The sequence below is a fragment of the Mesorhizobium sp. M7A.F.Ca.AU.002.02.1.1 genome (assembly GCF_003998535.1).
GTDB lineage: Bacteria > Pseudomonadota > Alphaproteobacteria > Rhizobiales > Rhizobiaceae > Mesorhizobium > Mesorhizobium ciceri.
Genome location: NZ_RZPB01000015.1, coordinates 4,984 through 24,943 on the forward strand (window position 1 = coordinate 4,984; position 19,960 = coordinate 24,943).

Below are 19,960 nucleotides of genomic sequence, written 5' to 3' on the forward strand. Positions count from 1 at the left end.
TTCACTTTCCAGGTGACCGCATCCTTGCTGCAGCCGCTGATCGGCATGATCACCGACAAGCGGCCGATGCCCTATTCGCTGCCCTATGGCATGGCGTCGTCGCTGATCGGCCTGATCGTGCTCGCCTATGCCGGGCATTATTCGCTGCTGCTGATCGGTGCCTCGCTGATCGGCATCGGCTCGGCGATCTTCCACCCGGAATCCTCGCGCATCGCCCGCTTCGCTTCCGGCGGCCGCTTCGGCCTGGCGCAGTCGCTGTTCCAGGTGGGCGGCAATTTCGGCCAGTCCATGGGGCCGCTGCTGGCGGCCTTCATCGTCGTGCCGTTCGGCCAGACCAGCATTTCCTGGTTCGCCGTCGGCTCGCTGATCGGCATCATCGTTTTGTGGCAGGTCGGCGGCTGGTACAGCCGGCTGCGTGCCGCGCAGGGCACCCGCAAGGCGGCGAGCTTCGTTTCGCCCTTCCCGCGCCGCAAGGTGATGAATGCATTGATCGTGCTGACACTGCTGGTTCTGAGCAAGAATGCCTACATCGCCAGCCTCGCCAGCTACTACACCTTCTATTCCATGCATAAGTTCGGCGTTTCTGTGCAGATGAGCCAGGTCATGCTGTTCCTGTTCCTCGGCGCCTCGGCGCTGGGCATCCTGCTCGGCGGCCCGTTCGGCGACCGCTATGGGCAAAAGGCGATGATCTGGTTCTCCATCGTCGGCGTGCTGCCCTTCACGCTCGCCCTGCCCTACGCCAATCTGGAATGGACGATGGTGCTGACGGTGCTGATCGGGCTGATCCTCTCCTCGGCCTTCTCCAACATTGTCGTCTTTGCGCAGGAACTCGTGCCGGGTCGCGTCGGCATGATCGCCGGCATCTTCTTCGGCTTCGCCTTCGGCATGGGCGGCATCGCGGCGGCCGTGCTCGGCGTCGTCGCCGACATGAAGGGCATCGATTTCGTCTTCCAGATCTGCTCCTATTTGCCGTTTCTTGGATTGCTGACCGTGTTCCTGCCCAACATGAAGGAAGCGCGCAAGGCGCAGGCGGCCGCCTAGATCAGGCCTGAAACCCACGCAAGGAAAAGCACCCGCCAGACGGCGGGTGCTTTTTTCGTTCCAACGGCCTATGCTTTGAAGAAGGCCAGCAGGTCGGCGTTGACGATGTCTGCATGGGTCGTGGCCATGCCGTGCGGGAAGCCCTTGTAGACCTTGAGCTCGCCCTTCTTGAGCAGCTTGATCGTCAGCAGCGCCGAGTCCGCGATGGGAACGATCTGGTCGTCGTCGCCGTGCATGACCAGCACAGGCACGTCGATCGCCTTCAGATCCTCGGTGAAGTCGGTTTCCGAAAAGGCCTTGATGCAATCATAATGCGCCTTGGTGCCGCCCATCATGCCCTGGCGCCACCAATTATCGATGACGCCCTGCGATACCTCTGCGCCCGGGCGGTTGAAGCCGTAGAACGGACCTGATGGAACGTCGCGGAAGAACTGGGCGCGATTGGCTGCCTGCGCGGAGCGGAAGCCGTCGAACACTTCGATCGGCAGGCCGCCGGGATTGGCGGCAGTCTTGAGCATGATTGGCGGCACCGCGCCGATCAGCACCGCCTTGGCGACACGGCCGCCGGCGCCATACTTGGCGACATAACGCGCCACTTCGCCGCCGCCGGTCGAATGGCCGACATGGATGGCGTTCTTGAGGTCCAGATGGGCTGCGAGTTCCGCTACGTCGGCGGCATAGGTGTCCATCTCGTTGCCGATATCCGTCTGGGTCGAGCGGCCATGGCCTCGGCGATCATGGGCAATGACACGGTAGCCCTGTGACACGAAGAACAGCATCTGGGCGTCCCAATCGTCGCTGCTCAACGGCCAGCCGTGATGAAAGACGACAGGCTGCCCGGTCCCCGGTCCTTGTAGTAAATCTGCGTTCCGTCCCTGGTGGTGATCATGCCGCTGCCGGAGCTGGGTTTGGTTTGCGAGGTCATCTCAATCTCCTTCTGGTTACTTTCGCGATAAACAATATCGCGATATCGATATAGCTAACGCGGCCTAAAACCCTTGTCCACAAAAATATGTATCGCGATATCATTTTTCGTGGTATCGATTTGATGCCCACATTGGCAAAAGGAATGCGCCGTGCCTCTCCCGTTGGACAATCAGCTCTGTTTCACGCTCTATGCCACCAGCATGGCCATCAACCGCACCTACAAGCCGATGCTGGACGAGATGGGCATCACCTATCCCCAGTACCTGGTGTTGAACGCGCTTGGAGAGGCCGACGGCATGTCGGTCGGCACCATCGCCCATCGGCTCGCTTTGGAATCGAGCACCGTCACGCCGCTGGTGAAGCGAATGGAGCAGGCCGGGCTGGTGACCCGCCAGCGCAGCCAGACCGACGAGCGCCAGGTGCAGGTTGATCTGACATCAGCCGGGCGCGCACTGCTTGTCCAATGCAACTGCCTGAACGAAGCCTTGGTCGAACGCTCGGGCATGACGCTGACTGAGCTCGATGCGCTGAACCGGCAGATCCAGGCGTTACGCGCCGCGTTGACCGGCGACCGCTAGCACGGCTTGACGACGGCTAGCCAAACGTCGGAAGAGGCCACCATCATGCGGACTTAAGCACGGCAAATGGCCGTTTGCGCATGGCTCGCTTTGCCTGGAAACTGACGGCGGGAGCGGGACGGCCGACATGGAAGCCCTGGATCTTGTCTATGCCGAATTCGCGCATAAGGGCCATCTGCTCGTCTGTCTCCACCCCTTCGACCAGGATTTTGTGGCCGCGATTTCGAACCAGGGTGATAATGTCCTGCAGCATCGCCTTGCCGCTCGGGGAGCTGCAGTCATGCAGAAACGAGCGATCGATCTTCACCGTATCGAAATCGATCAGGCGAAGCCACGAAAGACCCGCGAAGCCGGTCCCGAAATCATCAAGCCAGATCTTGATCCCGAGCAGCTTCAGGTCGCTGATGCAGCGCAGGATGTCGGAGTGCATCTCCATCTCCAGCCCTTCGGTGATCTCGAAGGCCAGCCTGCTGCCTGCGACGCCGGTCTCGCCCAGAATGGTCGCGACCGACGTCGCGAAGCCCGGTGTCTTGAGCTGGATCGGGGAGACGTTGACACTGACGACACGGACGTGGTCGTCCGCCAGCAGTTCGGCGCACACTGTCCTTATCGCCCAGCGCCCGAGTTCCAGGATCGCGCCGGTCCGTTCGGCGACCGGAATGAACAGGCTCGGCGGAACCGATGTGCCGTCGAGCATCTTGAGGCGCATCAGAGCCTCCACCGCTTCAACCCGGTCCGATTTGACATCCTGGATAGGCTGGTAAACGAGTGAAACGAGATTCTGGCCGATCGCGATCTTCAGCAAAGCCGCAATGTTCTCGCTCTCGTCACTGCTTTGCGGGTCGGTTGGATCGAACAGCCGGGCACAATTTCGGCCGCCGGCTTTTGCCAGATAGAGAGCGCGATCGGCCTCGTGAATGATTTTCTCCAGCTTGGCCCCGGTCTGCGTCCGGGTGAATGCGGCGCCAACGCTTACCGTTACGATCGAGACGCCGTCGCGCCGCAGTTCGTGCGTCAGAGCCAGGTTCTCCACCGTGCTACAAATGGCTTCCGCAATGTCCAGGATCTGCTCCTTTTTCTCCATGCGAGCCAGGACGATGAACTCTTCGCCGCCATAGCGGCCGATGGAGCCATTATACTGTTTGATCATATCGCTAAGGGCATTGGCGACATGGATCAGGCAGCGGTCGCCTTCCTGATGGCCGTAGCAGTCATTGAACTTCTTGAAGAAGTCCACGTCGATGAGGATCGCCCCAAAGCTGGTGCCGACCTTTTGCCAATCGTTCCAGTAGTCTCGCAGCTTCTCGTCGATCGCGCGCCGGTTCTCCAGACCCGTGAGCGGATCGGTCCGCGACAACCTCAGCAGGGCCTTGCCGCGTTCGGTCGCCTCATTGTGCTGGATCTTGGCTTCCAGGGCGTTCAGGAAGACGTTGTAGCGTTCCTCATTCAGTTTCCAGTTCACATATGAGGTGAACGTGAAACAAGAAACATAGAAAGCCCCAAATACCATTTTGTATATGAGAGTTGAGGGAACAAAGTAATTTACGATATAAAGTATACATAAGATTATTGTCGAGGTTACGATAGAAAGCTTGAAATTGAATGTAAAGAAAAGATTGGCGCTCATCATGAATATGGTCCCAAAGACCATATAGTAAGAGACGCTTTCCTTGTCCGCGCCCATAATCGCCGGACACAGCCAACCAACATAGCCAAAGATGATGGCCCCGGCGCAGGTCACGTCGAGCCATTCCGTCCCGACGCCGTGGCGAAGCTGCGCTTCCAGGATCAAAAGCGCGCTCAAGCCGACCGCGAAGCGCGCCGTGATCGTATAGGCGGCCACATCCGGGATCAGCAGCAGATCCGTTGCCGAAAACAAGAGATAGATCGCAACTGCGATCCAAAGCCCTGGCCTGGCCTCCCCTCTTCGCGTCGCCCGGGCTTCGGTGCGGTAGAGGGCGCGAAGTTCGTCGGCCCCCAGTTCGTAGCGCGGCTCGTACGGCTCAGCGTCAACCGTATCGGCCAATGCGGATGACACGTGTTCGTTCATCACAATCGACCCCTTTTGAAAGGGATTTTGTTTTCCGAACTCATTTCCAGCTTCTGCCCCCACGCGGGCCGGCTCCTTGGGACGCGACGGCGATTGCGAACGCCGGGCAAACAAATGCAATCGCGCAAGACAAGTTTCCGTTAACTCGAACCCGGAATCCGGCTCGGAAACTGATTAACCAACGAACATGGTTGGCGGGAAATTAATCATAAACCTAAAATGCCGTCGGCCCGACATTGGCAAAGGGAGCATTCTACGCAATAAGTTAACCGACTGTTAACTATGGAGTGATGGCGTGCAGACCGTTCTTGATGGCAAAAGCTTGATTACTGCCGAGATGCTCGCCGGCACGCTGCCTCGGGGAAAGATCGAGCATCATGGCGAAGCGTTCGAAACCGCGCGCGCGGAGCTTGCCCTCATTCTCCACGCGACACAGCAGCAGGTCGAACAGGACAAGAACCCGGCCGAGATCGTCGGCCGCTTGCTGTCCTTCCTCAATGGCCTGCATTCCAAGGTTCATCCCGACGTCTGGCATGCGTTGATACCGGTCGCGCAGAACCATCCGATCCTGAAGTATTTTCTCGAGGATCCACTGACGCACTGGTCCTTCACCAAACCCAGGGGCTATTCCGGCGACGCGCAGTTGCTCGACTACATCTATTGTGATCCGCACGTGGCAGAGAGCGTGGCGAACGCCTCGGAGGTCGGCAAAGCACTCTATAGCCATACCCAGAACGTACCGTCATGCGTCGCGGCCCGGGAACGACGCGACCTCCTGACCCGATATGTCGACGAGATCGCGGCCAAGAACGGACCGGAAACCGAGGTTCTGGCGATCGCGGCCGGCCATTTGCGGGAAGCCAATCGTTCGGTCGCCCTGACGGAGGGCCGTCTCAAGCGCTGGGTTGCGCTCGACCAGGATCCCCAGAGCGTTGGGCTGATCTCGCGCGACTTCCAGGGCACCGCCGTCGAAGCCATCGACGGCTCGGTGCGAACCGTGCTCACGCGGGGCCACAAGCTCGGCAAATTCGACTTCATCTACGCCTCCGGCCTTTACGACTACCTCGCCCACAACGTCGCGGTGAAACTCACGAAGACCTGCCTGCAGATGTTGAAGCCGAACGGAACATTCCTGTTCGCCAACTACGCCGAGGGCACCCCCGACGCGGGGTATCGGGAGACGTTCATGGACTGGGTGTTGCTGCTGCGATCGGAGGTCGATATGTGGAACATCGTCAATGCCAGCGTCGACCGCAACACCGTCGAGGCGCAGGTATTCTTCGGCGAGAACCGCAACGTGCTCTATGCCGTCATCGAAAAGCGCGGATAGCGGCCGTCTGGGCTGCACCAGGCCGGTCGTGCCTTTGGCTTGCACCTCCGGCCGCCTTCCGCTATAGAGCCGCCACCCGCGTAGACACCCTTGGAGGCAACGCGGCGGAAGGCCGCCTTCCCGCATGATCCCGAAAAGTGGATTCCGGTTTTCGGACCAGATCATGCATGGGTATGTCGGCTTTCGACGTTTACGGTCCAGGCACTCTGCCCACCGTGAGCGCTCCAGAACAAACCGAAAGGAAATGCCATGAGCCACGACACTTACGAGCTCAAGGCCGAAGCACGCGAACAGGTCGGTAAGGGGTCCGCCCGTGCAGTTCGCCGCAACGGTAAAGTGCCTGCAGTAATTTATGGTGACAAGCAGCCTCCCCTGGCTATCGCGCTCACCTACAAGGACATCTACTACAAGATCCATGGCGGCGGGTTCCTGACCACGATCGCCACGATCGATGTCGACGGCAAGAAGATCCAGGTCCTGCCGAAGGACTTCCAGCTCGACCCGGTCAAGGATTTCCCTGTCCATGTCGACTTCCTGCGCATCGGCAAGGACACCGAAGTCAATGTCGACGTGCCTGTCCACTTCATCAACGAGGACAAGTCGCCCGGCATCAAGCGCGGCGGCGTACTCAACATCGTGCGTCACGAAGTCGAGTTCCACTGCCCGGCCAATGCGATCCCGGAATTCATCACCGTCGATCTCACCGGCGCCAACATTGGCGATTCGATCCACATCTCGGCGGTCAAGCTGCCGGCTGGGGTCAAGCCTGTGATCTCCGACCGCGACTTCACCATCGCGACCATTGCCGGTTCGTCGGCGATGAAGCCGGAGACGGAAGAGACGGCTGAAGCGGCTGCACCTGAAGCGGCTCCTGCCGCCGAAGAGAAGTAACTCTTTCACGCCCGGAGCAGGCGATGCTGCTGTTTGCAGGTCTCGGCAATCCGGGCGCGAAATACGCCGGCAATCGGCACAATGTCGGTTTCATGGCGGCGGACGCAATCGCCCGCCGCCATTCCTTTTCGCCCTGGTCGAAGAAATTTCAGGGCCTGATCGCCGAGGGCTCGCTCGGCGGCGAAAAAGTCGTCCTGATCAAGCCGCAGACCTTCATGAACCTGTCCGGCCAGTCGGTCGGCGAAGCGCTGCGCTTCTACAAGCTCGAGCTTTCCGCGCTCACCGTCTTCTATGACGAGATCGATCTTGCCGAAGGCAAGCTGCGCATAAAGACCGGCGGCGGCGCCGGCGGCCATAACGGCATCCGTTCGATCGATGGCCATGTCGGCAACGCCTATCGCCGCGTACGCATCGGCGTCGGCCATCCAGGCGTCAAGGAAATGGTCCAGCACCATGTGCTCGGCGATTTCGACAAGGCCGACCGCGAATGGCTTGACCCGCTGCTCGACGCGATCGCCGACAACGCCGCCATGATCGCCAAAGGCGACGAATCCGGCTTCATGAACAAAGCCAGTCTCGCCGTCCAGGGCAAGGCCGGGCCGGAGCCCGAAAAATCGGCACCTAAGCAGCCGGCGCAGAAGCAGCAAAGTCACGTCCGCCAAGCACGGCCCCAACAGCCCCTGGCCAAGCTGCCGGAAAGCGGTCCGATGGCCGCCATGCTGAAGAAGCTGTTCGGCGGCAAGGACTGAGCATCAAGGGAACCGAAGGGCTTGACGTTGATCACCCCTATCGCCCATAGCCCTGATCAAATTTCTATTTCCCGATAGGACCGGACAAAATGGGTTTCAAATGCGGCATCGTTGGCTTGCCCAACGTCGGCAAGTCGACGCTTTTCAACGCGTTGACCAGAACGGCTGCGGCGCAGGCCGCCAACTATCCGTTCTGCACCATCGAACCGAATACCGGCGAGGTCGCGGTGCCCGATCCGCGCCTGCAGAAGATCGCGGCGATTGGCAAGTCAAAGGAGATCATCCCGACCCGCATCTCCTTCGTCGACATTGCCGGTCTGGTGCGCGGCGCCTCGAAGGGCGAAGGGCTGGGCAACCAGTTCCTCGCCAACATCCGCGAGGTCGACGCCATCGTGCATGTGCTGCGCTGCTTCGAGGATGACGACATTACCCATGTCGAGGGCCGCATCGACCCGGTGGCCGATGCCGAGACGGTCGAAACCGAGCTGATGCTCGCCGACCTCGACAGCCTCGAGCGCCGCATCGTGCAATTCCGCAAGCGCGCCGGCAGCAAGGACAAGGAAGCGACGTCAGTGCTGCCGATGATGGAGGCAGCGCTAGAACTGCTGCAGGCCGGCAAGCCGACCCGCATCCTGCTCAAGGATATTTCGGCCGAAGATTTGCGCATCCTGCAGGGCCTGAACCTTCTGACCTCGCATCCCGTGCTCTATGTCTGCAACGTCGCCGAGGCCGACGCAGCCACCGGCAACGAGCACACCAGGGCCGTGGAAAAGATGGCGACCGCCCAGGGCGCCGGCACCGTGGTGATCTCGGCCGCCATCGAAGCCGAGGTCGCACAGCTCTCCGATGAGGAAGAGATGGAATTCCTGTCCTCGCTCGGCCTCGACGAGCCCGGCCTCAACAAGGTCATCCGCGCCGGCTACGATCTGTTGCACCTCATCACCTACTTCACCGTCGGGCCGAAGGAGACGCGCGCCTGGACCATCCATAAGGGCGACAAGGCCCCCCAGGCCGCCGGCGTCATCCACACCGATTTCGAGCGCGGCTTCATCCGCGCCCAGACCATCGCCTACAATGACTTCGTCACACTGGGCGGCGAAGTGGCGGCCAAGGAAGCCGGCAAGGCCCGCGACGAAGGCAAGGAATATGTCGTCCAGGACGGCGACATCCTGCTGTTCAAGTTCAACACGTGATTTGATGGAAGTCCTTCGAGACTGTCCGCGGGCCGGCTGAGCCGACCACCAGATATCAGGCCCAAAGTGTCGCCTATAAAGCTGATAATATTTGATTGTGACGGCGTCCTCGTGAACAGCGAGGAGATATACCAGGCAACCGAGCTTGAATATCTGGCGGCGGCCGGCATCACGTTCGAACCAAGCGCCTATACGCAAGCCTTCATGGGATTGTCTCCCGCTATGTGGCAGGCGAAGCTCGAAGCGATCGGCCAAGAGCGAGCCAAGCCGCTCTCTCCGCTCTTTTTTGAACAGCTTGCCGACCACACCAACGAACGCTTGCGTAAGAATCTGGCGGCCTTACCCGATGCAGGGAATGTGATTGGCCGGCTCGCCGCATGGAGATGTGTGGCGTCAAGCACGCCGCTGGCCCGATTGCGTTGGAAACTCGAACACACGGGCCTTGTCGACCTTTTCGATCCTAATATTTTTTCATCGGACATGGTCGTCAATGGAAAGCCGGAACCAGACCTGTTCTTGCATGCGGCGGACACGATCGGTGTTCATGCAAAGGAGTGCATCGTGGTCGAGGACAGCGTGAATGGCGTCCTGGCGGGCAAGGCAGCAGGTATGCGCGTGATCGGATTTACCGCTGGCAGTCATTGCACCGGCACTCATGGCGATGCTCTGTTGCGACATGGCGCGGATGCCCTCGTCGGCGCATACGAGGACTTGGAGGTCACTCTAGCCAGTCTTTAGATCGATCCGCTGACGCGGCTTCCGAGCCGCGAGGGCCGTCCCCCGGCCCGATTCGGGCTTGTCTTGATTTTGTCACGTCACAGGTCTAAGCGGCAGACGCACGGTCGGCGCTGGCGCCAGGAACCGTGCAATCCAACACGACGCGTCAATCCGAACGCACCCTTTGGCCCCAGCAAGGGAATCAGGCGATGATCAAGGCCTTCGTCGTGGACAATGATCGCCTGCGCGTCGTCGACGATCTCCTGGCAAACAGCGAGACCATCGTCTGGGCGGACCTGTTCAACCCGACAAAGGAAGAGGAAGCGACGATCGAGAGCTGGCTCGGCGTTGCCATTCCGACGCGCGAGGAGATGGAGGAGATCGAGATTTCGAGCCGCCTCTATGTCGAGGACGGCGCCTACTTCATGACCGCAACCCTGCCCGCGCAGACCGAGGTCGACGATCCCTTGATGTCGCCGGTCACCTTCGTGCTCGCCGGCACAAGGTTGATCACTGTGCGCTACCATGAGCCGAAGGCCTTCAAGACCTTTCCGCAGCGCGCCGAGAAGGTGGCGACCGGCTGCACCAGCGGCGACACCATCCTGATCGGCTTGCTGGAGGCGATCGTCGACCGTCTCGCCGACATTCTGGAGCGTGCCGGCCGTGACATCGAGGCGATCTCGCGCGATATCTTCGAGGCGCGATCGACCAAGGTTTCCAAGCGCAATCGCGACTTCCAGGAATTGTTGAAAGCCATCGGCCGCAAGGAGGACATCGCGTCTTCGATCCGCGACAGCCTGATCTCGCTGCAGCGCCTGGCGGGCTTTTTCGCCCATGCCTCGACCCGCACCAAGATGAGCAAGGACACCAAGGCGCGCATCAAGACGCTGTCTCGCGACGTGCTGTCACTCGCCGACCACGCCACCTTCCTGTCGCAGAAGATCTCCTTCCTGCTCGACGCGACGCTCGGCATGATCTCGATCGAGCAGAACGCCATCATCAAGATCTTTTCGGTCGCCGCCGTCATCTTCCTGCCGCCGACTTTGGTCGCCTCGATCTACGGCATGAATTTCGACGTCATCCCCGAGTTGAAATGGGAACTTGGCTATCCCTTCGCCATCGCCATGATGGTGCTGTCGGCGATCCTGCCCTTCTGGTATTTCCGCCGCCGCGGCTGGCTCTGAGTGGGCCTGTCGATCGGCTGCCACAGGCTGGCGCAGTAGAAATCGCTTGACCAAATGAACGCCGGCCTGCATCCGGAAACCCCGATCCTGAGGATCGTGGGTCGACAAGCCGGATTCCAGACCATGACCGCAGAGATAAAAACATGGGCCTATGAGGACTTCATCGAGGGTGCATCGATCGACCTCGGCTCGAAGCTCGTGAGTGCCGCCGAGATCGTCGAATTCGCCGGAGAATTCGACCCGCAGCCGATGCATCTCGACGAGGAAGCCGGCAAGGCCAGCATCCTCGGTGGGCTGGCGGCGTCGGGCTGGCACACCTGCGCCATGTTCATGCGCATGCTGTGCGATGCCTTCCTGTTGGACTCGACCTGCCAGGGCGCGCCCGGCGTCGATCAGGTCAAATGGAAGAAGCCGGTCCTGGCCGGCGATCAACTGACCGGCACCCTGGTGGTCGTTGCCAAGCGCCTGTCCAAATCGAAGCCGCAACTCGGCTTCGTTACAATGCGCAGCGAACTGTTCAACCAGCGCGGCGAAAGCGTCTTCGAGCTCGAGAACTCCGCCATGTTCCTCACGCGCGATGCCGCGGGGAGCCAAGCATGACACTGGACGAGTTCTTTCGTATCGGCACCACGGTGACGCTCGGCTCGCACACATTCGAGCCCGAGGCGATCAAGGCCTTCGCCCGCAAATACGACCCGCAGATCTTCCATACCGACGAGGAGGCCGCGAAGAAAAGCGTGCTCGGCGGGCTCTGCGCATCCGGCTGGCACACCGCCGCCACCTGGATGAAACTCAATCTCGAAAACCGCATGGACGCCGAGATCGCTGCGTGGAGCGGCCCCGGTCCGGTGCCGGAATTCGGCCCCTCGCCTGGCTTCAAGAACCTGAAATGGCTGAAGCCGGTCTATGCCGGGCAAACCATCACCTTCACGCGCACCGCGCTGTCGCACCGCCCGATTGCCTCACGCCCCGGCTGGCGGCTGCTGGCGCTGCGTTCGGAAGCTTTCGATTCGACCGGCGCCAAGGTGCTGGAGTTCGAGAGCGCCGTGCTGGTGAAGGTGGAGTAGGTTTCTTCCTTCTCCCCCTGTGGGAGAAGGTGGCCGAGCGAAGCTCGGTCGGATGAGGGGTGCTCCAGCTTGGCGCCGACGGCACTCCGTCACCCACCCCTCAACCGTCTCGGCGCTGCGCGCCGATCCACCTTCTCCCACAAGGGGAGAAGGAAGAACTGCCCCTCAATGCCCCTCGAACCCAATCAGCGTCCGCACCGGCACGCCGAGCGCCTCCAGCTTGGCACGGCCGCCGAGGTCCGGCAGGTCGATGACGAAACAGGCGGCGAGGATGTCGGCACCTATCTGGCGCAGCAGCTTGACCGCCGCTTCAGCCGTGCCGCCGGTGGCGATCAGATCGTCGACCAGGATCACTTTCTCGCCCGGAGCAACACCGTCCTTGTGCATCTCCATTTCGTCCAGCCCGTATTCCAGGCTGTAGGCGACGCGCACCGTCTCGTAGGGCAGCTTGCCCTTCTTGCGGATCGGCACGAAACCGGCCGAGAGCTGATGGGCGACGGCGCCGCCAAGGATAAAGCCGCGCGCCTCGATGCCGGCGATCTTGTCGATCTTCTGGCCGGCATAGGGATGCACCAGTTCGTCGATGGCGCGGCGGAAGGCGCGCGCATTGCCAAGCAGCGTGGTGATGTCGCGAAACAGGATGCCGGGCTTGGGATAGTCCGGAATGGTGCGGATCGCGGCAAGCAGCGTGTCTTCGAGCGAGGATTTCATGGGTCGAGATTACCTGAAACGGAGATTGTTGCGCGACAATTGTTCGATCGAGCTGCAGCCCATCAGCCTCATGCCGCGTTCGATCTCGACCCGCATCTGTTCGAGCGCCCGTTCCACGCCGGGCTGGCCGGCCGCCGCGAGCGGAAACAGATAGTAGCGTCCGACGCCGACGGCCTTGGCGCCGAGCGACAGCGCTTTCAGCACGTGTGTGCCGCGCTGCACGCCGCCATCCATGATGACGTCGATCCTGTCGCCAACGGCATCGACGATCTCGGCAAGCTGGTCGAACGCCGCCCGTGAGCCATCCAGCTGCCGCCCGCCATGGTTCGACAGCACGATGCCGCTGCAGCCGATGTCGACAGCGCGTTTGGCATCCTCCACCGACATGACGCCCTTGAGGCAGAACGGACCCGACCAGAGCTTGACCATCTCGGCGACGTCGTCCCATGTCATCGACGGATCGAGCATCTCGGTAAAGTAACGGCTGATCGACATCGTGCCGCCGCCCATGTCGACATGCTCGTCGAGCTGCGGCAGCTTGAAGTCCTCATGGATGAAATAGTTGATCGCCCAGGCCGGCTTGAGCGCGAACTGCGCCATTCCGGTAAGGTTGAGCTTGAAGGGAATGGCAAAGCCGGTTCGTTTGTCGCGCTCGCGGTTTCCCCCGGTGATGCTGTCGACGGTCAGCATCATCACCTCGACCCCGACCGCCTTTGCCCGCTGCATCATCGCCCGGTTAAGACCGCGATCCCGGTGGAAATAGAACTGGTAGACCTGCGGGCCGCTGCTGATGCTGCGCGCCTCCTCGAGGCTGACGGTGCCCAGCGACGACACGCCGAACATCGTGCCGTATTTGGCGGCGGCCTTGGCGACCGCGCGCTCGCCCTGGTGATGGAACAGGCGCTGCAAGGCGGTCGGCGAGCAATAGAACGGCATCGCCAGCTTCTGGCCCATGACCGTCACCGACATGTCGACCTCGCTCACCCCGCGCAGCACGTTGGGAACCAGATCGCAGGTCTCGAAGCTTTCGGTGTTGCGGCGATAGGTGACCTCGTCGTCGGCCGCGCCGTCGATGTAGTTAAAGATCGGCCCCGGCAGCCGCTGCTGCGCCATGCGGCGGTAATCGGAAAAGTTGTGACAGTCGCTGAGCCGCATCATCGAATTCCAAAGGCCATGGCGGGACAAGTTTCTCGCCACCGTTCGATGCATCGAATATCAACCTGTTGTCGGCGTGCCAACGGACTATTTTTCGAGCTGCCCTCCGGACATGGCCATGAGCAAAAAAAGGGACGCCGAAGCGCCCCTTTCTGGTCTAATCCGATTGACAAAGATTACATGCCGAGATCCGAACGAAGCTCGGCCCTGGCCACTTCATACTCGGCCTTGAAGTCGTCCCGGTTGAGCAGGACCGCGGCGATGACGCTGCCGGAAATCCTGCCCATCTCGACGTCGGACGCATAGTGGATGCCGCCGACCTCGCGGTTGTGGGCGTATTCGGCCGCACGCGCCATGATCTCGGCGCGCTTTTCCGGAACCATATCGGACAGGATGATGCCCATCATGGTGCCGACGGTGGCGTGGCCGGACGGCCAGGAACCCGAACTCGACAGCTTGACCGCCGGCTTGACGAGGTCGCTGAGCTGGTGCGGACGCGGGCGCTTCCAGATATCCTTGGCCGGATCGACGACGGCGCCTTCGGTGGCCACGACGCGGTCGAAGAAGGCGCTGAATTTGGGCAGCGTTTCCTTGTTGAATTTCGGCCCCATGACGTTGGCGAAGCGCCAGACATTCTCGTCGGCATCGGCGACGGCGCTGGCTACCATCTCGGGCGTGCGTGTCACCTGCAGCATCAGCACCTCGCCGAGTTCGGCCTTGGTCTGCGCCGAATCGTTTGCCGGCGGCGGCGGCAGGATCATCGTCAGGTCGACATCCTTGTTGGTGACGAAAGGCTGGGCGTCTTCCGCTTGCGCGGCCGAGCCGACGATGAGCAGCAACAGGCCTGCCGCGAGCGATGCGTATCTTTTCATGGGTGCGATCCTTTGATGAGAGCAGCACAGGATCGCCGGATGCGGTGACGGCCATGTGACATGGCCGGCTTCTGGAAATGCAAAAGGGCGCCTCTCGGCGCCCTTCGTGATCACTTGATCGTGTGGCTTAATGCGCCACGCCTTCCCACACCTTGCGCTTGGTGAGATAGACCAGCGCGCCGAACAAAAGCAGGAACACCAGAACGCGAAAACCGGTCTTCTTGCGGTCTTCCATATGCGGCTCGGCCGCCCATGCCAGGAAGGCGGAGACGTCGCGGGAATACTGGTCGATGGTCTGCGGCGCACCGTCATCATAGGTCACCTGACCATCGGAGAGCGGCTTGGGCATCTTCAGCGACACGCCGGACATGAAGTACGGATTGTAGTGGGTGCCTTCCGGGATGACCATGCCGGCCGGCGGTGTCTGGTCGTAGCCGGTCAGCAGCGAGTGGATATAGTCGGGGCCGCCCGCGTCGTACTGGGTAAAGATATCGAAGACGAACTGCGGAAAACCGCGTTCGACACCGCGAGCCTTGGCCAGCAGGGACATGTCTGGCGGAGCAGCACCGCCATTGGAGGCAGCGGCGGCTTCCTCATTGGCGAAGGGCGGCGGGAAGTGGTCGGACGGCTTGCCCGGACGGTCGAACATGTCGCCGGCATCGTTGGGACCGTCGTGGATGGTGTACTCGGCCGACAGCGTCTTGATCTGCGCATCGGAATAGCCGAGGTCCGACAGCGTGCGGAACGCCACCAGGTTCATCGAATGGCAGGCCGAGCAGACTTCCTTGTAGACCTTGAGGCCGCGCTGCAGCTGCGCCTTGTCATAGGTGCCGAATGGGCCAGTGAAACTCCAGTCCATTTCCTTCGGCTCGTCGATCGGGAAATGCGTCGGATTGGCCACATTGTGTGCCTCTTCGGCGGCGATCGCCCGAGTGCCCGCGGCCCCAGCGGCGACGGCCACAAGGCCGATCAGCGCCAGCGAGGTGAGAATCTTTTTCATGCCAAATCCCCTTAGATTCTCTACCCGCTCAGCCTTTGGTTTCCGGAGCCGCCGTAGCGCCCGCCGGATGTCCGCTGCCGCCCTTGTTCTTCTCGAGCACCGCCTCGGTGATCGAGTTCGGCAACCGTCGCGGCGTCTCAATCAGGCCGAGCACCGGCAGCGCGATCAGGAAGAAGGCGAAGTAGAACAATGTCGCCATCTGCGCCATGAACACATAGCTGCCTTCTGCCGGCTGCGAGCCCAGCCAGCCAAGCAGGATGGCATCGGCCACGAACAGCCAGAAGAACAGCTTGTACCAGGGCCGGTAAACCGCCGAGCGCACCTTCGAAGTGTCGAGCCACGGCACCAGGAACAACATGACGATGGCGCCGAACATGCATAGCACGCCGCCGAGCTTGGAGTTGATCGGCCCGACATTGAAGGTGATGGCGCGCAGGATCGCGTAGAACGGCAGGAAGTACCATTCGGGCACGATGTGGGCCGGCGTCTTCAGCGGGTTGGCGACGATGTAGTTGTCGGGATGGCCGAGATAGTTCGGCAGGTAGAAGACGAAATAGGCGAAGAAGAACAGGAACACGATCATGCCGAACGCGTCCTTGATGGTCGCGTAGGGGGTGAAGGCCACGGTGTCGGTCTTCGACTTGACCTCGATGCCCGTCGGGTTCGACTGGCCGACGACATGCAGCGCCCAGATGTGCAGCACGACAACGCCGGCGATCATGAACGGCAACAGATAGTGCAGCGCAAAGAAACGGTTCAGCGTCGGGTTGTCGACGGCAAAGCCGCCGAGCAGCAGCTGCTGGATCCAGTCGCCGACCAGCGGAATGGCGCTGAAGAAGCCGGTGATGACGGTGGCGCCCCAGAAGCTCATCTGGCCCCATGGCAGCACGTAGCCCATGAAGCCGGTCGCCATCATCAGGAGATAGATGATGCAGCCGAGGATCCACAGCAGTTCGCGCGGCGCCTTGTAGGAGCCGTAATAGAGGCCACGGAAGATGTGGATGTAGACGGCGACGAAGAAAAACGAGGCGCCGTTCGAATGCATGTAGCGCAGCAGCCAGCCCGAATTCACGTCGCGCATGATCTTCTCGACCGAGCCGAAGGCCAGATTGGTGTCGGCCGTGTAATGCATGGCCAGCACGATGCCGGTCAGGATCTGCGCCACCAGCATGATCGACAGGATGCCGCCAAAGGTCCATGCATAGTTGAGGTTGCGCGGCACCGGATAGGCAACGAAGCTGTCATAGACCAGCCGCGGCAGCGGCATGCGGGCGTCGAACCAGCGTCCGAGACCGGTTTTGGGCGTATAGGTCGAGTGTCCCTCGCTCATCGAAATATCCCCCTGCCTCAACCGATAAGGATCTTGGTATCGGAAATGAACTTGAATACCGGAACCGCCATGTTCTCCGGCGCCGGGCCTTTGCGGATGCGGCCGGCGGTGTCGTATTGCGAACCGTGGCACGGGCAGAACCAGCCGCCGAAATCGCCTTCCTGGCCAAGCGGAATGCAGCCGAGATGCGTGCAGACCTGAACCATCACCATCCAGGCTTCCTTGCCGGGCGTGGTGCGATTGGCGTCGGTCGCCGGTGCGTCGGCCGGCAGATTGGCGTTGCGGGCGATCGGATCCTTGAGATCGGCCAGCTTGACCGCCTCGCCGTCCTTCATTTCCTGTTCGGTGCGGTTGCGGACCACGACCGGCTTGCCGCGCCATTTGACGATCAGCGACATGCCCGGCGTCAGCGAGGCGACGTCGACTTCGACCGAGGCGAGCGCCAGCGTCGAGGCGTCAGGGCGCATCTGGTCGATGAACGGCCACGCGAAAGCACCCGCGCCGACCACTGCGGCCATGCCGGTGGCGACGTAGAGAAAATCACGACGGTTGGGATCCTGGGTGTCGGTTGCGCTCACGGGTGCCTGATCCTTTCGCCTCTTCCGTGCCGGTGGTTGAGCCTTGTTCCCCGCTCAAATTACGCCAACCCGACAGCGCATGGCGAACAGGCTTGCGAATTCCTCCGGCATTTGGACTTCGGTTTATGCGTGAAGCCCGTTTTTGTCCAGACGGGTGAAGGCACAAGGGCAGATTGTCGCGGGGACAAAATCCGCCGCCGGTCAACACGACGCCGGATAGCCGCCAACCATCACTAAACAACCGGGAAACACCCGCAAATCCGACGCCCTTGTTCGGCTCGACACAAGGCCCCAGCCGGGTCTATCCTTGTCATCATGGCACACGTCATAGACCGCGACACCTGGGCCGTTCGCTCGGACCATTGGAAGGGCGAGTTGCAATGTGGCGCCTACGGCTCCAACTCCTGCCTGATCTTCAACTATCTGCCTGATGTCGGCGGCGGCCCGCGCCTGCACACACATCCCTACGCGGAGATCTTCATCATCCGCCAGGGCACCGGCCTGTTCACTGTCGGCGACCAGGAAATCGAGGCATCCGCCGGCCAGATCCTGATCGTGCCACCCAATACGCCGCACAAATTCACCAATCTCGGCCCAGGCCCGCTGGAAACGACCGACATCCACGAGAATGGCAGCTTCATCACCGAATGGCTGGAGTGATCCCTATTTCGCGCCGAGCCTGGCCAGCACCGCTTTCGGGATGTTGTATTCACGAATGACGGCATCGTGCTTGCGCAAGCCGCACAGCTCGCGCTGGATGAAATAGCCATGCACCGCCTCGGCGGCATCCTTGAGCAGAAGGGGGCGCAGTTGCTCGTCGGCATTGTCGCGCAGCCTGGCCAGCGTTTCCTCTACCCGCTGGCCGGCGCGGCCGAGTGCTGCCGCCTTTTCCGCCAATATTTCATGGCCGAGCGCGTCGAAGGCGGCTTCGGCGGCCGAGGCGCCGGCAAGATGAGATGGCGGACGCAAGGACATTTCAGCCTCCTTTCCCGAAAACCATGCGGTGTGTGACGAACTCTTCGCCCGCCACGCGCTGAAAGCCAAGCCGTTCATAGAAACGGAAAGCTTCTTGCGGCGCGCGGGTGTTCAGCATGGCGAAATGGTGACGTGCCCTGTCGACAACGGTTTCGACCAGCATCCGGCCAAGGCCGGCGCGACGGTGGCGCGCGCTGACGAACAGGTGCCGGACCCGGCCGTGGCCCCTGTCCTCGAAATAGGGATCGATGTTCAACCCGCACACGCCGGCGAGTTCCCTTCCATACCATGCTCCGTACAGCGCCTCCCCCCGTTTCAGGAACTTGTTGCGGCCACTTGCCCAGCCATCCGCAAGGCGTACCAGCATCCAGTAGCCTTCCAGCCGGCTCTCTTCCTTCAGCGTGTCGAAGGCCGGCATGGTCGGCCGAAACCGCTTGAGCACGTAGCCGACCTCTGGGATGGCGCCTGTCGATCCACCCATTGAGCTACTCCGCCGGGCGCGTCTCTTCGAGCACGCTGTCCTCGTGATAGAGAAAACCGCCGGACTGCCGCTTCCACAGCCGCGCATAGAGCCCGTCGAGCGCCACCAATTGGTCATGCGTGCCTTGCTCGACAATGCGGCCGCCGTCGAGCACCACCAGACGATCGAGTGCTGCGATCGTCGACAGCCGGTGGGCGATGGCGATGACCGTCTTGTTTTCCATCAGCCGTGTCAGATTCTCCTGGATCGCCGCCTCGATGTCGGAATCGAGTGCCGAGGTCGCCTCATCGAGAATCAGGATCGGCGCATCCTTGAGGAAGACGCGGGCGATCGCCACGCGCTGGCGCTGGCCTCCCGACAGCTTGACGCCGCGCTCGCCGACAAACGCCTCGTAGCCGGCGCGGTCCCTGTTGTCGCGCAAGGTCAGGATGAACTCGTGCGCCTCAGCCTTTTTCGCCGCCGCGATCACCTCCGCATCGGTCGCGTCAGGCATGCCGAGCTTGATGTTGTCGCGCAGCGAACGGTGGAACAGCGCCGTGTCCTGGCTGACGACGCCGATATTGGCGCGCAGCGAATTCTGCGTAACTTTGGCGACATCCTGGCCATCGATGGTGATCGACCCGCTCTCGAGATCGTAGAGGCGCAGGATCAGATTGGCGAGGGTCGTCTTGCCGGCGCCGGACGGTCCGACCAGCCCTACCTTCTCGCCTGGCCTGACGACAAGGTCGATGCCGTTCAGCACGCCGAAACCTTTGCCGTAGTGGAACTCGACGTTCTTCACCGCGATACGGCCACCCGCAACGACGAGTTCCTTGGCGTCGGGCGCATCGGTGAGGCCGAGCGGCTGCGAGATCAGCGCCTTGGAATTCTCCAGCACGCCGAGGTTTCGCAAGATGCTGTTGAGCTGCATCATCAGCCGGCCGAGCAGCATGTTGAGCCGCAGCACCAGCGACAGGGTGAAGGCGACCGCGCCGACGGTGATCGAGCCCTCGACCCAGAGATAGACGGCAAAGCAGCCGATCGCCGTGATCATGATGCCCGACAGCGTGGTCAGCGCCATGCGCACGCCGGTCAGCCGGCGGGTGAACGGGCGCAATGCGTCGAGATAGATGTCGAAACCGTTCCTGATGT

At 61.5% G+C, this 19,960-nt stretch carries 21 protein-coding genes and 1 pseudogene; 11 read left to right on the forward strand and 11 right to left on the reverse strand.

Features of this window, described 5'->3' with window-relative positions; genetic code table 11:
* The coding region (locus EN879_RS02235; protein WP_245493784.1) for an MFS transporter at positions 1 to 1,041 on the forward strand (1,041 nt) is incomplete at its 5' end.
* A gap of 68 nt (positions 1,042 to 1,109) precedes the next feature.
* Here the strand turns inward: EN879_RS02235 and EN879_RS02240 are convergent.
* Positions 1,110 to 1,966, reverse strand: a pseudogene (locus EN879_RS02240) (alpha/beta hydrolase).
* A 151-nt stretch (positions 1,967 to 2,117) separates the two neighbouring features.
* On the opposite strand from EN879_RS02240, the gene EN879_RS02245 reads away from it, so the two are divergent.
* A complete protein-coding gene (locus tag EN879_RS02245; protein ID WP_013529998.1) occupies positions 2,118 to 2,546 on the forward strand; it encodes a MarR family transcriptional regulator in 429 nt (142 codons plus the stop codon).
* Positions 2,547 to 2,589: 43 nt separating this feature from the next.
* On the opposite strand, the gene EN879_RS02250 is transcribed toward EN879_RS02245, so the two are convergent.
* Entirely contained in the window at positions 2,590 to 4,596 is a 2,007-nt protein-coding gene (locus tag EN879_RS02250; protein ID WP_032808605.1) for an EAL domain-containing protein, read from the reverse strand.
* Positions 4,597 to 4,891: 295 nt separating this feature from the next.
* Between EN879_RS02250 and EN879_RS02255 the strand changes: the two genes are divergently transcribed.
* From EN879_RS02255 to EN879_RS02290, 8 genes are all read left to right on the forward strand, one after another.
* The gene (locus EN879_RS02255; RefSeq protein WP_013529996.1) at positions 4,892 to 5,926 is read left to right on the forward strand and encodes a methyltransferase; all 1,035 of its coding nucleotides are present in this window, start codon (positions 4,892 to 4,894) and stop codon (positions 5,924 to 5,926) included.
* 249 nt (positions 5,927 to 6,175) lie between these two features.
* Entirely contained in the window at positions 6,176 to 6,817 is a 642-nt protein-coding gene (locus EN879_RS02260) for a 50S ribosomal protein L25/general stress protein Ctc (protein ID WP_013529995.1), read from the forward strand.
* 23 nt (positions 6,818 to 6,840) lie between these two features.
* A complete protein-coding gene (pth, locus tag EN879_RS02265; protein WP_027162157.1) occupies positions 6,841 to 7,566 on the forward strand; it encodes an aminoacyl-tRNA hydrolase in 726 nt (241 codons plus the stop codon).
* Between the two features lie 89 nt (positions 7,567 to 7,655).
* A complete protein-coding gene (ychF, locus tag EN879_RS02270; protein WP_024505635.1) occupies positions 7,656 to 8,759 on the forward strand; it encodes a redox-regulated ATPase YchF in 1,104 nt (367 codons plus the stop codon).
* A 66-nt stretch (positions 8,760 to 8,825) separates the two neighbouring features.
* Positions 8,826 to 9,497: an HAD family phosphatase gene (locus EN879_RS02275; protein WP_272482876.1), complete on the forward strand. Its 672-nt coding sequence runs from the start codon at positions 8,826 to 8,828 to the stop codon at positions 9,495 to 9,497.
* A 188-nt stretch (positions 9,498 to 9,685) separates the two neighbouring features.
* Positions 9,686 to 10,660, forward strand: a complete 975-nt coding sequence (gene corA / locus EN879_RS02280; protein WP_023809832.1) for a magnesium/cobalt transporter CorA — start codon at positions 9,686 to 9,688, stop codon at positions 10,658 to 10,660.
* Between the two features lie 123 nt (positions 10,661 to 10,783).
* Positions 10,784 to 11,260, forward strand: a complete 477-nt coding sequence (locus EN879_RS02285) for a MaoC family dehydratase (protein ID WP_013529991.1) — start codon at positions 10,784 to 10,786, stop codon at positions 11,258 to 11,260.
* Positions 11,257 to 11,727 carry a MaoC family dehydratase gene (locus EN879_RS02290; RefSeq protein ID WP_063168842.1) on the forward strand — a complete coding sequence of 157 codons (471 nt, stop codon included), beginning with the start codon at positions 11,257 to 11,259 and terminating at the stop codon, positions 11,725 to 11,727. The genes EN879_RS02285 and EN879_RS02290 overlap by 4 nt, the downstream gene beginning before the upstream one ends.
* A 165-nt stretch (positions 11,728 to 11,892) precedes the next feature.
* Here the strand turns inward: EN879_RS02290 and EN879_RS02295 are convergent, their stop codons facing one another.
* The 6 genes from EN879_RS02295 to petA all read right to left on the reverse strand — a co-directional run bounded on the left by EN879_RS02295 (position 11,893) and on the right by petA (position 17,373).
* The gene (locus EN879_RS02295) at positions 11,893 to 12,438 is read right to left on the reverse strand and encodes an adenine phosphoribosyltransferase (RefSeq protein WP_013529989.1); all 546 of its coding nucleotides are present in this window, start codon (positions 12,436 to 12,438) and stop codon (positions 11,893 to 11,895) included.
* A gap of 9 nt (positions 12,439 to 12,447) precedes the next feature.
* A complete protein-coding gene (locus EN879_RS02300; protein WP_063170322.1) occupies positions 12,448 to 13,593 on the reverse strand; it encodes an alpha-hydroxy acid oxidase in 1,146 nt (381 codons plus the stop codon).
* A 176-nt stretch (positions 13,594 to 13,769) separates the two neighbouring features.
* Positions 13,770 to 14,465: a phosphatase PAP2 family protein gene (locus EN879_RS02305; protein WP_013529987.1), complete on the reverse strand. Its 696-nt coding sequence runs from the start codon at positions 14,463 to 14,465 to the stop codon at positions 13,770 to 13,772.
* Positions 14,466 to 14,592: 127 nt separating this feature from the next.
* Entirely contained in the window at positions 14,593 to 15,465 is an 873-nt protein-coding gene (locus tag EN879_RS02310) for a cytochrome c1 (protein WP_013529986.1), read from the reverse strand.
* Positions 15,466 to 15,493: 28 nt separating this feature from the next.
* Positions 15,494 to 16,795, reverse strand: a complete 1,302-nt coding sequence (locus EN879_RS02315) for a cytochrome b N-terminal domain-containing protein (RefSeq protein ID WP_013529985.1) — start codon at positions 16,793 to 16,795, stop codon at positions 15,494 to 15,496.
* A 17-nt stretch (positions 16,796 to 16,812) separates the two neighbouring features.
* A complete protein-coding gene (gene petA / locus EN879_RS02320) occupies positions 16,813 to 17,373 on the reverse strand; it encodes a ubiquinol-cytochrome c reductase iron-sulfur subunit (RefSeq protein ID WP_013529984.1) in 561 nt (186 codons plus the stop codon).
* A 315-nt stretch (positions 17,374 to 17,688) separates the two neighbouring features.
* On the opposite strand from petA, the gene EN879_RS02325 reads away from it, so the two are divergent.
* A complete protein-coding gene (locus EN879_RS02325; protein ID WP_013529983.1) occupies positions 17,689 to 18,033 on the forward strand; it encodes a cupin domain-containing protein in 345 nt (114 codons plus the stop codon).
* A gap of 3 nt (positions 18,034 to 18,036) precedes the next feature.
* On the opposite strand, the gene EN879_RS02330 is transcribed toward EN879_RS02325, so the two are convergent.
* From EN879_RS02330 to EN879_RS02340, 3 genes are all read right to left on the reverse strand, one after another.
* Positions 18,037 to 18,348: a DUF6665 family protein gene (locus EN879_RS02330; RefSeq protein WP_013529982.1), complete on the reverse strand. Its 312-nt coding sequence runs from the start codon at positions 18,346 to 18,348 to the stop codon at positions 18,037 to 18,039.
* 1 nt (position 18,349) lies between these two features.
* Entirely contained in the window at positions 18,350 to 18,829 is a 480-nt protein-coding gene (locus tag EN879_RS02335; protein WP_063168843.1) for a GNAT family N-acetyltransferase, read from the reverse strand.
* A gap of 4 nt (positions 18,830 to 18,833) precedes the next feature.
* A partial coding sequence (locus EN879_RS02340) for an ABC transporter ATP-binding protein (protein WP_164774299.1) occupies positions 18,834 to 19,960 on the reverse strand: 1,127 nt, incomplete at its 5' end.

What these genes read in the sequence shown, in the direction of transcription:
- EN879_RS02250 (WP_032808605.1), bottom strand. Translation starts at nt 4,596, where the DNA reads ATGAACGAACACGTGTCATCCGCATTGGCCGATACGGTTGACGCTGAG.
- EN879_RS02260 (WP_013529995.1), top strand. Translation starts at nt 6,176, where the DNA reads ATGAGCCACGACACTTACGAGCTCAAGGCCGAAGCACGCGAACAGGTC.
- pth (WP_027162157.1), top strand. Translation starts at nt 6,841, where the DNA reads ATGCTGCTGTTTGCAGGTCTCGGCAATCCGGGCGCGAAATACGCCGGC.
- ychF (WP_024505635.1), top strand. Translation starts at nt 7,656, where the DNA reads ATGGGTTTCAAATGCGGCATCGTTGGCTTGCCCAACGTCGGCAAGTCG.
- corA (WP_023809832.1), top strand. Translation starts at nt 9,686, where the DNA reads ATGATCAAGGCCTTCGTCGTGGACAATGATCGCCTGCGCGTCGTCGAC.
- EN879_RS02285 (WP_013529991.1), top strand. Translation starts at nt 10,784, where the DNA reads ATGACCGCAGAGATAAAAACATGGGCCTATGAGGACTTCATCGAGGGT.
- EN879_RS02290 (WP_063168842.1), top strand. Translation starts at nt 11,257, where the DNA reads ATGACACTGGACGAGTTCTTTCGTATCGGCACCACGGTGACGCTCGGC.
- EN879_RS02295 (WP_013529989.1), bottom strand. Translation starts at nt 12,438, where the DNA reads ATGAAATCCTCGCTCGAAGACACGCTGCTTGCCGCGATCCGCACCATT.
- EN879_RS02300 (WP_063170322.1), bottom strand. Translation starts at nt 13,593, where the DNA reads ATGCGGCTCAGCGACTGTCACAACTTTTCCGATTACCGCCGCATGGCG.
- EN879_RS02305 (WP_013529987.1), bottom strand. Translation starts at nt 14,465, where the DNA reads ATGAAAAGATACGCATCGCTCGCGGCAGGCCTGTTGCTGCTCATCGTC.
- EN879_RS02310 (WP_013529986.1), bottom strand. Translation starts at nt 15,465, where the DNA reads ATGAAAAAGATTCTCACCTCGCTGGCGCTGATCGGCCTTGTGGCCGTC.
- EN879_RS02315 (WP_013529985.1), bottom strand. Translation starts at nt 16,795, where the DNA reads ATGAGCGAGGGACACTCGACCTATACGCCCAAAACCGGTCTCGGACGC.
- EN879_RS02325 (WP_013529983.1), top strand. Translation starts at nt 17,689, where the DNA reads ATGGCACACGTCATAGACCGCGACACCTGGGCCGTTCGCTCGGACCAT.
- EN879_RS02330 (WP_013529982.1), bottom strand. Translation starts at nt 18,348, where the DNA reads ATGTCCTTGCGTCCGCCATCTCATCTTGCCGGCGCCTCGGCCGCCGAA.
- EN879_RS02335 (WP_063168843.1), bottom strand. Translation starts at nt 18,829, where the DNA reads ATGGGTGGATCGACAGGCGCCATCCCAGAGGTCGGCTACGTGCTCAAG.